This window comes from Achromobacter sp. DMS1 (genome assembly GCF_001270295.1).
This window is the reverse complement of sequence record NZ_LHSJ01000086.1, coordinates 1-13,016: the sequence shown is the minus strand read 5'-3', so window position 1 is coordinate 13,016 and position 13,016 is coordinate 1. Positions and strand designations below refer to the sequence as shown.

At 68.6% G+C, this 13,016-nt stretch carries 7 protein-coding genes and 7 pseudogenes; 7 read left to right on the top strand and 7 right to left on the bottom strand.

The window, feature by feature from the left end; genetic code table 11:
- Positions 1-6: 6 nt before the first annotated feature.
- From AD428_RS12025 to AD428_RS24900, 4 genes and pseudogenes are all read right to left on the bottom strand, one after another.
- Positions 7-1,407 carry an MdtA/MuxA family multidrug efflux RND transporter periplasmic adaptor subunit gene (locus AD428_RS12025; RefSeq protein WP_082308378.1) on the bottom strand — a complete coding sequence of 467 codons (1,401 nt, stop codon included), beginning with the start codon at positions 1,405-1,407 and terminating at the stop codon, positions 7-9.
- A 316-nt stretch (positions 1,408-1,723) separates the two neighbouring features.
- Positions 1,724-2,475: pseudogene (gene zapD, locus AD428_RS12020) on the bottom strand (cell division protein ZapD).
- Between the two features lie 75 nt (positions 2,476-2,550).
- Positions 2,551-3,162, bottom strand: a pseudogene (coaE, locus tag AD428_RS12015) (dephospho-CoA kinase).
- Positions 3,163-3,178: 16 nt separating this feature from the next.
- Positions 3,179-4,021: pseudogene (locus tag AD428_RS24900) on the bottom strand (prepilin peptidase).
- A gap of 206 nt (positions 4,022-4,227) precedes the next feature.
- On the opposite strand from AD428_RS24900, the pseudogene AD428_RS12010 reads away from it, so the two are divergent.
- Positions 4,228-4,401, top strand: a pseudogene (locus AD428_RS12010) (copper resistance protein NlpE N-terminal domain-containing protein); the annotation flags it as partial.
- A 257-nt stretch (positions 4,402-4,658) separates the two neighbouring features.
- Here the strand turns inward: AD428_RS12010 and AD428_RS12005 are convergent.
- From AD428_RS12005 to AD428_RS11995, 3 genes and pseudogenes are all read right to left on the bottom strand, one after another.
- A pseudogene (locus AD428_RS12005) lies at positions 4,659-5,542 on the bottom strand (ankyrin repeat domain-containing protein).
- A 41-nt stretch (positions 5,543-5,583) separates the two neighbouring features.
- Complete coding sequence (locus AD428_RS12000; RefSeq protein WP_053245310.1) at positions 5,584-6,354, bottom strand: TatD family hydrolase; 771 nt, start codon at positions 6,352-6,354, stop codon at positions 5,584-5,586.
- A 52-nt stretch (positions 6,355-6,406) separates the two neighbouring features.
- Positions 6,407-6,795, bottom strand: a pseudogene (locus AD428_RS11995) (DNA polymerase III subunit delta'); the annotation flags it as partial.
- 601 nt (positions 6,796-7,396) lie between these two features.
- On the opposite strand from AD428_RS11995, the gene AD428_RS11990 reads away from it, so the two are divergent.
- The 6 genes and pseudogenes from AD428_RS11990 (at position 7,397) to AD428_RS11965 (ending at position 12,921) form a co-directional block, all read left to right on the top strand.
- Entirely contained in the window at positions 7,397-8,137 is a 741-nt protein-coding gene (locus AD428_RS11990) for an IclR family transcriptional regulator (RefSeq protein WP_053245309.1), read from the top strand.
- Positions 8,138-8,276: 139 nt separating this feature from the next.
- Positions 8,277-9,020, top strand: coding sequence for a glutamine ABC transporter substrate-binding protein (locus AD428_RS11985; RefSeq protein ID WP_053245308.1), 744 nt, complete (start codon positions 8,277-8,279; stop codon positions 9,018-9,020).
- Positions 9,017-9,685, top strand: a complete 669-nt coding sequence (locus AD428_RS11980; protein WP_053245307.1) for an amino acid ABC transporter permease — start codon at positions 9,017-9,019, stop codon at positions 9,683-9,685. The genes AD428_RS11985 and AD428_RS11980 overlap by 4 nt, the downstream gene beginning before the upstream one ends.
- Positions 9,682-10,452 (top strand): amino acid ABC transporter ATP-binding protein, encoded by a 771-nt coding sequence (locus tag AD428_RS11975; protein WP_152968064.1) that lies wholly within the window; start codon positions 9,682-9,684, stop codon positions 10,450-10,452. Before AD428_RS11980 ends, AD428_RS11975 begins: the two co-directional genes overlap by 4 nt.
- Positions 10,449-11,389, top strand: a pseudogene (hutG, locus tag AD428_RS11970) (formimidoylglutamase). The gene AD428_RS11975 and the pseudogene hutG overlap by 4 nt, the downstream one beginning before the upstream one ends.
- Positions 11,390-11,631: 242 nt before the next feature.
- A complete protein-coding gene (locus tag AD428_RS11965) occupies positions 11,632-12,921 on the top strand; it encodes a Glu/Leu/Phe/Val family dehydrogenase (protein WP_053245327.1) in 1,290 nt (429 codons plus the stop codon).
- Positions 12,922-13,016: the final 95 nt, after the last annotated feature.

Here is a 13,016-nt window from a genome sequence, read left to right as displayed (position 1 = left end):
GGCGGCTTACCTGGAAGCGGGCGCGTTGGTGTTGGCCGGCGCGTTGCCGGCGGCCGGCGCATTGCCGCTGGCCGGCGCGTTGCCGCCCGGGCCGGCGCCTCCCTGGCCGCCCTGGGGCCGTTCGCCCGCCCCATGGCGCGAGCGCGGCCGCGTGGCCGGCGTGGTGCCCGCCGGCGCCCCGGCGCCCAGGTTCTGGTCGGAGGACGACGGGATCACGTCGGAACTGGTCACCACCTCGACCTTGGCCCCCGCGCGCAGGCGGTCGGTGCCCTCGGTCACCACGCGGTCGCCCGGCTTCAGCCCCTCGTTCACGGCCACCATGCCGCCGTTGATCGGCCCCAGCTTCACCTGGCGCACCTGCACGGTGTTGTCTTCCTGGACCAGGAACACATACGAGCCGGCCGAGCCCTGCTGCACGGCGGCCACGGGGATGGCGGTGGCGTTCTTGCGCGTGGTCACGTGCAGGCGGGCGTTGACGAACTGGTTGGGAAACAGCGCATCGTCTTCGTTGTCGAAACGCGCCTTGAGCTTGAGCGTGCCGGTGGTGACGTCGATCTGGTTGTCCAGGGTTTCCAGCGTGCCGGTGGCGATACGGTGCGTGTCGGCGCGGTCGTAGGCGTCCACCGCCAGCTTGCGGCCGGCCGCAAGCTGCTCGCGCACTTCGGGCAGCTGCGTCTCGGGCAGCGTGAACACCACCGAGATCGGCTGGGTCTGGGTAATGACCACCAGCCCGTTGGTGTCGGCGCTCGACACCAGGTTGCCCTTGTCGACCTGGCGCAGGCCCAGCCGCCCGCTGATGGGCGCGGTAATGCGCGCGTACTCGAGCTGAAGCTTGGCATTGTCCACGTTGGCCTGGTCGCTCTTGACCGAGCCTTCGTACTGGCGGACCAGCGCGGCCTGGGTATCGACCTGCTGCCGCGCAATGGAGTCCTGCTTGTAGAGGGTCTGGTAGCGCTGCAGGTCGCGGCGCGCGTTCTCGAGCTGGGCCAGGTTCTGCATCTGCTGCCCCTGCGCCTGCGCCAGCGCCACCTGGAACGCGCGCGGGTCCACCTGGGCCAGCAGGTCGCCCGCCTTCACCTTCTGGCCTTCCTGGAAAGCCACCTCGACCAGCTCGCCGCTCACCCGGCTGCGCACCGTCACGGTGTTGTAGGCCGTCACCGTGCCCAGCGACTTCAGGTAGATGTCGATGTCCTGGGTGACGGCGCTGGCCACCCGCACCGGCACCGCCATGCTGGGCATGCCCGCCATGCCGCCCCGCGGCCCGAATCCCTGCCCCCCGGAGCGGGACGAAGGCCGCAGCACCAGCCAGGCAATGCCGGCCACGACGAGCAGGACCACGAGCAGGCCGACGATGCGGCCTCGGCTCCAACGGCGGGAAGGGGTGTCAACAGAACGGCTATCGGACATCGCTTGCGTATGGGCTCGGTCGGAGAAAGCCGTATTGTCTACTACCCGATCCTGAATTGCCCCGCCGCGCTCCGTCGCTGAAATACCCCGCAACAGGAATCCGCCCCCGCAAGCGGCTGAAAACACAAGAAAATTGGGGACACTCTACCCGCCGACCCGCGCATGCCCGCTGCCGACCGGCTCCCTCAAGAATGACCGACCCGGAACGCCGCAGAGCGCCAGTGTCTTCCCGCAATTGCGCATCCCGTCCACAAGAACCGGCGCCGCCCTCGGGGGGTGGGGGGAAGCACCGAAGGCGCTACGGGGCGGGCCCCATTCACACCGCGCAAAGCGTCATCTGGAATGGAATGTCGCGCGCAACCTGCTGGGGCTTGAACTCGCCGTCCTGGGTGGAAAAGCGTATCCAGACCATGTACTTGTTGGCGCTGATCTCGGGAAAGGCGCCGGTGGCGCGGTCGACCCAGACGCGCAGGAGCTGGTACTGCTTGCCGCCCAGCATCTGCTGGTATGCGCCCGCCTCGGCCACCACGTCCGTCTTGCGGCCGGATTCGCGCAGCAGCCGCAGGGCCAGCGTCAGGCCGTCGTACAGGGGAATGAAGGGAGCGATCCAGTTCTGCAGGTCGGCGCAGCGCGCGGCCTCGGATTTGTGCTGCCAGGCATAGTAAGAAGGCATGTCGACCTGGGTGGCGGCGCCGGGCACGGTGAGCCGCCCCCGCAGGCTGGTCAGCCATTCGTTTTCACGCAGCGACTGGCCCGTCTTGCCGGGCGCGGCCAGCGCGGCGCTGACTTTTTCCATTTCGCGCAGCATGCTTTCGAGCGCGTCCTGCGCCACGCCGGGGTGCTCGCGCAGCCCGACCAGCGCCAGACGCTGCGCTCCAGGTCCTGCAGCAGCGCGCTTTTCACGTCGGTGCGCTCGCAGGCGTCGAGCAGATCGAAAAGCGAGGCGACCGCGACCTGGTGCTGTCTGGAATCTCCCTCGCGCGCAAAGAAGAACAGCCTGTCGAACAGGTATTCCAGCCGCAGATACGCACGGATGCGCTCATTGAAGGGGTATTCGAAAACAATCACGCTTGATACAGGCCCGTCAGTAGTGAATCGGCCGGCAGCCGGAGGTCGAGATGAGAGCCCGGCCGAACCCGCGGTTCACCGGCCCGTGGCGCTCGCCAGTGTCAACCAGCGGTCATGCAGGTCTTTTGCCTGCGCGCGCAATTGCTCCGGCGTGGTGGCGCCATCGTTGACGATGATGTCGTCGGCGGCTTCCAGCCGGCTTGCCCGCGCAGCCTGTGCCGCCATGATACGCCGGATGGCAGCCTCCGTCAGCCCGCTGCGGGCCCGCACCCTCGCCACCTGCGTGTCGGGGTCGCAATCGACCACGCAGATGCGGTCCAGCCGCGGCCTCCAGCGCGGCAGCGGTCCACCAGCAGCGGCACGACGAACACCAGGTACGCGCCGCGCGCGGCCTGCGCCTGGCGCTCGGTTTCGCGGCCGATGAGCGGATGCAGAATGCCTTCGAGCCGTTGCCGCGCCTGCGGATCGGCGAATACGCGCGCGCGCATCCAGGCCCGGTCGAGCGAGCCGTCGGCAGCCACCGCGCCGGGGCCGAACTCGCGCGCCAGGGCGGGCATGGCCGCGCCGCCCGCACAGCGCGCGCGCGATCTCGTCGGTATCCACGATGGATGCGCCCCATTCGCCGAGCATGTCCGCCACGCGCGTCTTGCCCGATCCGATGCCGCCCGTCAGGCCGATCTTGTACATGTGTCCTCCCGCTACGTCAGAGAATGCGCCACAGGCCGGGCTCGCCGCCCAGGAACAGCACCGCCAGCCCCGCCAGCGCCAGATACGGCCCGAACGGCAGGGCCTGCCCGCGCGCCGCGCGGCCGTGCAGCGCCAGCGCTCCGCTCCCAGCACCCCCGCCAGCGACGCCGCCAGAAGCAGCAGCGGCAGTGCCTCCAGGCCGAACCAGGCGCCCAGCGCGGCCAGCAGCTTGAAATCGCCGAATCCCATGCCTTCGCGGCCCGTGCACAGGCGAAAGACATGGAACACCAGCCACAGGAACCCATAGCCCGCGGCCGCGCCCAGCACCGCCATGCGCAGCGAGGTGAACCCGCCGTCGAGGTTGACCAGCAGTCCGCCCCAGAGCAGCGGCAGCGTCAGCGCGTCGGGCAGCAGCGAGGTTTCGATATCGATCGGCCAGCAGCAGCAGCGCCGCCACCAGCGCCATGGCGCACAGCGCGATGGGCGCCGGGCCGAAGCGCCATGCGCAGGCGGCGAACAGCAGGCAGGACAGCGTTTCCAGCACAGGATAACGCCAGCCTGCGCGCGCGCCGCAGCCCGGGCAGTCTTCACGGCGGCGCCAGCTCGCCAGGGGCAGGCGCGCGCCCCAGGGCCTCCAGGATTCACATTGCGGGCAAGGCGCGGGCGGCGCGCAGCGCGCAGCGGCGGCGCGCGCCGCGCCTCCCGCCGCCTCGTCGATCTGGGCCTGCCACTCGCGCTCCATGGCGCGCGGCAGCCGGCGGCTCAGGACGGCAAGGCCGTTGCCCACTGCCAGGCCGAGCAGCGCGGCGGCCGCGACAAACCAGGCAAGCGGGACGGCGGCTTCGTGCCAGAGCGTCATTGCGCCCACGCCGCGCGGGCCGCCGCGCGCGCCCGCTTCGAGCCGTTGCGCGCAACGGCGGGACCTCCCGCCGGCGCGTGTCGTAAATTGTGCATACAGGAGAATGGCGTAAGCCCGCGGACCTCGATTGCAACGGGGAAATCTCTCCGAATCTTCGCATAAATGCGTAAAATCGGAGACAGACTCAACTCACCGGACAAGCTGCCATGACCGCGCGCGCAGAATACCTTACCCGCCCCCGCAAACCAGGCATTACCGGACTGCTGCTGGTGGGCGCGGCGCTGGGCATGACAGGCTGCGCCCAGCAAAAGACCGAGGGCTATTATGACCCGCCGGTCGAAAGCACCGTGACCGATGCGCAAGCCCAGGGTTCGGGCGCCAACTTGCTCCAGGTTGATGGCGCGCAGATTATCAATTTATGGAGTAGAGAGCATGAAATTTTCCCATTAATCGAGAATATTTAGGGAAAACCCCGAAAATCAGCCGATCCGGTCCGGGCAGGCCGGAGGCAAGAAAGACCCTCGGCGCACCCGCTGCGTTGCTTGCTGCCCCGGGGAGCGTTTTTTGTCTTGGCGCTGCCCGGCAAAAAAAACGCCCCTGGGGGCGGTCGGCAAACCGATGTGCGGGAGCGCGCCGGTCAGGGCGAGGCGGGCTCGTCGTAGCTGTTGAGCCGCACGCCCGACACGCCCTGCACCCGCGAGCGGTCGGGCCCGGACTCGGGCGCGGCCGCCGCGGCGGCAGGCGCGGGAACGGACTCGGCGACAGGCGCGGCGGCAGGCGCGGCGGCAGGCGCCTCGGCGGCCGGTTCGGCGGCCCCGCCCGCCCGGCGCGCGCGCTTGGCGGCATCGGCGCTGGCGATCCGCCGGCCAGCTCATCGGCCAGCGCCGTGGACTTGCCCATGCGCGCCCAGTCGGCCGCGCTCTGGCCCTTGAGGTCGCGCGTGGTGATGTCGGCGCCTGCGTCCAGCAGCAACTGCACCATGGGGCGGCTGCCCGAGAGCGCGGCCATCATGAGCGGCGTGGCCCCGTCCGGCGAAGGCGCATTGACCAAGGCGCGCTTTTCGAGAAGCAGCTTCGCCACGCCCAGTTGCCCTTTCGAGGCCGCGTAGTGCAGCGGCGTCCATCCCAGCCGGTTGACCTGCGCGCCGCGCGCGATGAGCTGGCGCGCGCGCTCGGTCTGGCCGGCGATGGCCAGGTACATCAGCGGCGTTTCACCCGCGGGGTTCTCGATATTGAGATCGGTGCGCTTGTCGGCTGCCAGCACGTCGAAAACCTTCCAGGCGCCGTCCGCCACCGCCCGCATGATGGCGGGCTGGCCGTTTTTGTAGCGCACGTTGGGGTCGGCCCCCTGGGCCAGGAGTTCGCGGATGTCGTCGGGGTAGTCATTGGCCACATACACCCACCAGTCGGCCGCGTTGGCGGCGTGCGCCGCGGGCAGCCCGCCCAATGCCAGCGCCACGGCCAGCAGGCCCCGGCGGCAGCAGGAAAGAAGGCGGAAAGAAAGCGCCGATGCGCGGGTCATGGCCAACTCCTGAGAAATTACTTTAAATATTATGGATTAAGTTATGTTTTTATCTTTCTGAAAAGATTGAAGAAATTATCCGTGGACGCGCGCGCCACGTCCGCCACGGGTATTCCCTTCAGGTCGGCGATCTTCTCGGCCACGTGAATCACCTTGGACGGATCATTCAGCTTGCCGCGGTACGGCACCGGCGCCAGATACGGCGAATCGGTCTCGATGAGCAGGCGGTCCAGCGGCACCTTGGCGGCCACTTCGTGTACGACCTGGGCGTTCTTGAAGGTGACGATGCCGGAAAGCGAAATGTAGAAGTTCTGGTCCAGCGCAGCCTGGGCGACGTCCCAGTTCTCGGTAAAACAGTGCATGACGCCGCCCACCTCGGCGGCCTTCTCCTCGCGCAGCATGCGCACCGTGTCTTCCGCGGACGCGCGCGTGTGCACGATGAGCGGCAGCCCGGTATCGCGCGCCGCGCGGATATGGCGCCGGAACCGCTCGCGCTGCCAGTCCAGCGGCTCGGACAGCCGGTAATAGTCCAGCCCGGTCTCGCCGATGGCGACCACCTTGGGATGCCCGGACAGGCGGGCAAGCTCCTCGGGCGAGGGATCGGGCGTGTCTTCGTAGTCCGGGTGCACACCCACCGAGGCCCACAGGTTGGCGTGCGGCTCCACCAGCGAGATCAGGCCGGGCCATTCCGGCATGTTCACGCTCACGACCAGCGCGTGCGTGACCTGGTTGGCGGCCATGCGCTCGAGGATGGCGGGCAGGTCGTCCGCCAGTTCGGGAAAATTCAGATGACAGTGGGAATCGACGTACATAGCATTTGGAGCATCGCGGCCCCCCGCGCCAGCCCGGGCGCGGGGAACCTGTTCATGCCTGGCAGGATAGCACCACGCGCTGCAGCGCCGCGTGGGCAAAGAGCTTGCCGTTCAGGGGATGGCTGGCCAGGGCGCGCTGCCGGGTGAGCCAGCGCGCCGCCTCGGCCGCGCGGGCCGCATTCATGCGCGTCCCCACTTTGCCGGTAAGACCGGCCAGCCCCGGAAAATAGCGTGGTGGCTGGCCCGCCGCGCCCAGCATCAGGTCGGTGAACAGGCGCTGCAGGGCGTCTATCCACTCGGCGGGCGGCGCTTTTTCCAGCGATTCGGCCATGCCGCCCACATCGGGCGCCTGCCCCTGCGCGAGGGGTTCCAGCAACTGGGACAGCCAGGGCGGGCACGGCGCCTGCCCTCCCTGGGCCATGCGCAGGGGCGGCCAGCGGCNGTTGCTGCTGGACGCAGCGCCGACATCACCACGCGCGACCTCAAGGGCCAGAGCGCGGCCGACTGGGCGCGCATGGGCAAGTCCACGGCGCTGGCCGATGAGCTGGCCGGCGGATCGCCAGCGCCGATGCCGCGAAGCGCGCGCGGCGGGCGGGCGGGGCCGCCGAACCGGCCGCCGAGGCGCCTGCCGCCGCGCCTGCCGCCGCGCCTGTCGCCGAGTCCGTTCCCGCGCCTGCCGCCGCGGCGGCCGCGCCCGAGTCCGGGCCCGACCGCTCGCGGGTGCAGGGCGTGTCGGGCGTGCGGCTCAACAGCTACGACGAGCCCGCCTCGCCCTGACCGGCGCGCTCCCGCACATCGGTTTGCCGACCGCCCCCAGGGGCGGTTTTTTTTGCCGGGCAGCGCCAAGACAAAAAACGCTCCCCGGGGCAGCAAGCAACGCAGCGGGTGCGCCGAGGGTCTTTCTTGCCTCCGGCCTGCCCGGACCGGATCGGCTGATTTTCGGGGTTTTCCCTAAATATTCTCGATTAATGGGAAAATTTCATGCTCTCTACTCCATAAATTGATAATCTGCGCGCCATCAACCTGGAGCAGCTTTTTTCTTATGCGTAATCCCACCGTTGGCGCGGGGGCCGACCGCGTGCTTTACGTGCTGGCCACGCTGGCCCGGCACGATGGCCCCCTCAGCATTGCCGCGCTGGCCGAGAAGACCGGCCTGGCGCAGAGCACCCTGTACCGGCAGGTGGGGCTGCTCAAGCGCTGGGGGTTCGTGGCCGAGCACGAAGGCGAATACGGCCCGGGGCCGCTGTGCGTGCAGCTCGCCTGGGGGTTCGACCAGTCCTCATTCCTGGTGCACGAGGCGCAGCCGGACATGAACGCGCTGGCCGCGTCTTCCGGAGAAACCGTGGGGCTGCTCGTGGCCGTGAAAGACCAGGCCGTGTGCCTGGATATGGTGGAGAGCCAGCATCCGCTGCGTTGCTCCTTCGTCAAGGGGCGCGGCCTGCCGCTGGTGCGCGGCGCCTCGGCCAAGTCGCTGATGGCCTTCATGCCCGCGGCCCGGCGCCAGGCGGCCCTGGACGCCATCGCGGCCGACACCGGCGCCGATACCGAGGCGCTGGCCGCCGAACTGGACGCCATCCGGGCGCGCGGCTATGCCGTCACCGACGGCGAGGTGGACGCGGGAGTCTGGGGCGTGAGCGTGCCGGTGTTCCAGCGCGCCAACCAGGCCGTGGCCTCGATCACGCTCATGGCGCCTTCCACCCGCGCGGCGCAGCGCCCCGACGCGCTGATCGACCAGACGGTGGCGGCGGCGCGGCGCATCTCGGCCCGCCTGCAGAGCCATTGAGTCCGCCATGCCGATGCGCGCGTCCGCCCTTGTTTTCTTCCGGTCCGTCCGCGGACCGTTCCGCAGTGCCTGATGCCTTATCCATCCCGGCCTCAACCGCCCGCAACCGCCGTATCTCTTTCCTAAGGACGACTACACCATGATTACCCGCCGCAAACTGCTTACCGCTGTTGTCACCCTGGGCCTGGCCTGGGGCGCTGGAGCCGCGCATGCCCAGGAAACCCTGCGCGCGGTGACCGACGCGACCTTTCCGCCCATGGAATTCGTGAAGGATGGCAAGCGCACCGGTTTCGACATCGAGCTGGTCGAGGCCCTGGGCAAGGCCATGGGCAAGAAAATCGAGTGGATCGACATCGACTTCAAGGGCCTGATCCCCGCGCTGCAGGCCGGCCGCGCCGACATCGCCGTCTCGGCCATCTACATCACGCCGGACCGCGCCAAGGTGGTGGATTTCACCGATCCGTACTACGCGGGCGGCCTGGTCGTGCTGACCAAGAAAGACGGCCCGGTCAAGGCCATCAAAGACCTGGACGGCCGCAAGGTGTCGGTGCAGGTCGGCACCAAGTCGGTCAATTACCTGAAGGAGCACTTCCCGAAGGTGCAGCGCGTGGAAGTCGAAAAGAACCAGGAAATGTTCAACCTGGTGCAGATCGGCCGCGCCGATGCCGCCGTGACGGGCAAGCCGGCGGCCAAGCTGTTCGCCCAGAGCACGCCCGATCTCACCGTGCTGGGCGAGCAGATCACCACCGAGGACTACGGCATCGCCGTGCCCAAGAACAAGCCTGAGCTCACGCGCGAACTGAACGCCGCGCTGCAGAAGCTGAAGGCCGACGGCACTTACCAGGCCATCGTCAACAAGTGGTTCGAGGCGCCCGCGAAATGATGCTGGATTTCTCTCCCGTTTTCGCCGACTTCGACGCCCTGCTGCGGGGCGCGGCCGTCACCATCGAGGTGACGGCGGGCGCCTTGCTGCTGGGCTGCGTCATCGGCCTGCTGGTCGGCGTGGGCCGGCTCAACCCCAGGCACCGCATCATCTACAACCTGTGCAGCACGTATCTGCTGTTTTTCCGCGGCACGCCGCTGCTGGTGCAGCTGTTCATCTGGTTCTTCGGCCTGCCGCAGTTCGGCGTGACGCTGCCGGCGTTCGCCTGCGGCGTGCTGGGCCTGGGCATGTATTCGGGCGCCTACGTGTCGGAAATCGTGCGCGGCGCGATCCAGTCGGTGGACCGCGGCCAGACCGAGGCGGCGCGCTCGCTGGGCATGTCGTCCGGGCAGGCCATGCGCATCATCATCCTGCCCCAGGCGGTGGTGCGCATGATTCCGCCGCTGGGCAACGAATTCATCGCGCTGATCAAGAATTCGGCGCTGGTGTCGCTGCTCACCATCCATGACCTGATGCACGAGGGCCAGAAGATCATCAGCGTGTCGTACCGCTCGCTGGAGACGTATCTGGTGGTGGCCCTGATCTACCTGGTGCTGACGACCGTGACCATGATGATTTTGCGCAAGGTCGAACAGCGCCTGCGCGCCGGAGGGATGGTGCAATGAGCGAAGAAATGATCCGCATCCGCGGGCTGCGCAAATCGTACGGCGACCACGCCGTGCTGCGCGGCATCGATTTCGAGGTGCTGCCTTCGCAGGTGGTGGTGGTGATCGGGCCCAGCGGGTCGGGCAAGAGCACGCTGCTGCGCTGCTGCAACGGCCTGGAAGTGGCGCAGGGCGGCACCGTGGAAATCTGCGGGCAGACCCTGCAGGACAACGGCAGGCTGCTGCCCGAGGCCCAGCTCAACCAGCTGCGCATGCAGGTGGGCATGGTGTTCCAGTCGTTCAACCTGTTTCCGCACCTGTCGGTGCTGGACAACGTTACCGTGGGCCCGCGCAAGCTGCGCGGCATGGGGCGCGAGCAGGCCAATGCGCTGGCGGCCGACCTGCTGGCCAAGGTGGGGCTGAGCCAGAAGATGTCGGCCATGCCGGCCAGCCTGTCGGGCGGTCAGAAGCAGCGCGTGGCCATCGCGCGGGCGCTGGCCATGCAGCCCAAGGTCATGCTGTTCGACGAGCCCACGTCGGCGCTGGACCCGGAACTGGTGGGCGAAGTGCTGCAGGTCATGAAGCTGCTGGCGCGCGAAGGCATGACCATGATGGTGGTCACGCACGAAATGGGCTTTGCCCGCGACGTGGCAGACGTGGTGGCCGTCATGGACGGCGGCGTCATCCTGGAATCCGGCAAGCCCGAGGTCATTTTCAGTCAGCCCAGGCAGGCGCGCACGCGTGAATTCCTGCAGGCCGTGCTCAGCTCGGGGCAGGGGGCGGCATGAGCGGAGAATTCGACCGCGGCCTTTGGGCCGCGCGCGACGACAGCGCCGAACGCGGCGACACGCGCCGCCTGGCGCACATCGTGCAGCCCGCGGGCTTGCCTGAGGCAGGCGAGCCCGTGCTGTTGGGGTTCGCCAGCGACGCCGGGGTGGCCCGCAACCAGGGACGCACCGGCGCCGCCGGCGGGCCGCCGCCATCCGGCGCTATCTGGCGGGGCTGCCCGCGCACGGCATGACGCGGTTGCTGGATGCCGGCGACGTGGCATGCGCGGGCGACGCGCTGGAAGACGCCCAGGACCGGCTGGCCGCCAGGCTGGCGGCGCTGCTGGGGCACGGCGCGCGGCCGGTGGTGCTGGGCGGCGGCCATGAGATCGCCTGGGGCAGCTTCCAGGGGCTGGCCCGCTGGATGCAGGCCGCGGGCCAGGCCGGCCCGGTGCTCGTGCTCAACCTCGACGCCCACTTCGATTTGCGCACCGGCCGCCCCGGCAGCTCGGGTACGCCGTTCGATCAGATTGCGGCCGACTGCCAGGCGCGCGGGCAGGCGCTGCAATATGCCTGCCTGGGCGTCTCGCGCCTGTCCAATACGCCGGCGCTTTACGCGCGCGCGGCCGAAGTGGGGGCAGTGTGGCGCGAAGACCGCGAGATGCAGGAGCGGCACCTGGCCGACCGGCTGGCCGACGTGGACGCCTTGCTGGCCGACGCGGCCCACGTCTACCTGACGGTGGACCTGGACGTGCTGCCGGCCGCCGTCATGCCGGGCGTGTCCGCGCCTGCTCCCTATGGGGTGCCGCTGGCCGTGATCGAGGAGATCGTGCTGCGGGTCAAGGCGAGCGGCAAGCTCAGGCTGGCCGACCTGGCGGAATACAACCCGCGCTTCGATATAGACGGGCACGGCGCGCGCGCCGCCGCCCGCCTGGCCTGGCAACTGCTCTCGGTCTGAAATCGACGGGGCGCCGCCGGAAACGCGCCCCGCAAATCGTTCCCCGCAAGGCGCTGCGCGTTTTCCTGGAGGCAGGGTCTACGCGTAGCGCCTTCTTGCGTCCGGGCGCATAGAATGGGACTGGCGATGCAGGCTCCGCCGCGGGTCCATTATTGTGTCCCTATTTAAAATATTATTTTTAAAATGGGGACGATACTGGTTTCATGGATAAAATGGCGCAACTTTGTCAGGAGAGCATGCTCATGTCTCAAACCTCCACCCACGCCTTGCCGTCTTATCTGAATGCCGACGATCTCGGCCCCTGGGGTAATTACCTGCAACAAGTCGATCGGGTCACGCCGTACCTCGGCCCGCTCGCGCGCTGGGTCGAGACCCTGAAGCGTCCCAAGCGTTCGCTCATCGTGGACGTGCCTATCGAAATGGACGACGGCAGCATCGCCCACTTCGAGGGCTACCGCGTGCAGCACAACACCTCGCGCGGTCCGGGCAAGGGCGGCGTGCGCTTCCACCAGGATGTGACCCTCTCCGAAGTCATGGCGCTGGCGGCGTGGATGTCCATCAAGAACGCGGCGGTCAACCTGCCGTACGGCGGCGCCAAGGGTGGCATCCGCGTCGATCCCCGCAAGCTTTCCATGGCCGAGCTGGAGCGCGTGACCCGCCGCTACACTTCCGAAATCGGCGTCATCATCGGCCCGGCCAAGGACATTCCCGCGCCCGACGTCAACACCAACGCCCAGGTCATGGCGTGGATGATGGACACCTACTCCATGAACGAAGGCGCCACCGCCACCGGCGTCGTCACCGGCAAGCCGATCGCGCTGGGCGGCAGCCTGGGCCGCGTGGAAGCCACCGGCCGGGGCGTGTTCGTGGTGGCTTGCGAAGCCGCGCGCGACCTGAACATCGACGTGGCCGGCGCCCGCGTGGTGGTGCAGGGCTTCGGCAACGTGGGCGGCACCGCCGGACGGCTGTTCCACGAGGCCGGCGCCAAGGTGATCGCCGTGCAGGACCACACCGGCACCGTGCACAACGCCAACGGACTGGACGTGCACAAGCTGCTGGCCTACGTGGCGCAGCATGGCGGCGTGGGCGGTTTCTCCGGCGGCGAAGCCATGGACAAGCAGGAATTCTGGACGCTGGAAACCGAGTTCCTCATCCCGGCTGCCCTGGAAAGCCAGATCACCGCCGAGAATGCGCCCAAGGTGCGCGCCCGCATCGTGGTCGAAGGCGCCAACGGCCCCACCACGCCCGAAGCGGACGACATCCTGTTCGAGCACGGCGTGTACGTGGTGCCCGACGTGCTGGCCAACGCCGGCGGCGTGACCGTGTCGTACTTCGAATGGGTGCAGGACTTCTCCAGCTTCTTCTGGAGCGAAGAGGAAATCAACGTGCGCCTGGAGCGCATCATGCGCGAAGCCTACGCCGCCGTGTCGCAGGTGGCGCGCGAGCACAAGGTGACCCTGCGCACCGCCGCGTTCATCGTGGCTTGCACGCGCATCCTGCAGGCTCGCCAGGTGCGCGGCCTGTATCCCTGATCCGCTTCCCGCGGCCGGGCGCCCGCTTCGGGCGGGCCGCCCGGGACAGGAAAAGCCCGCCCATGGGGCGCGCCGTCGGGCCGGCCCGCGGCGCC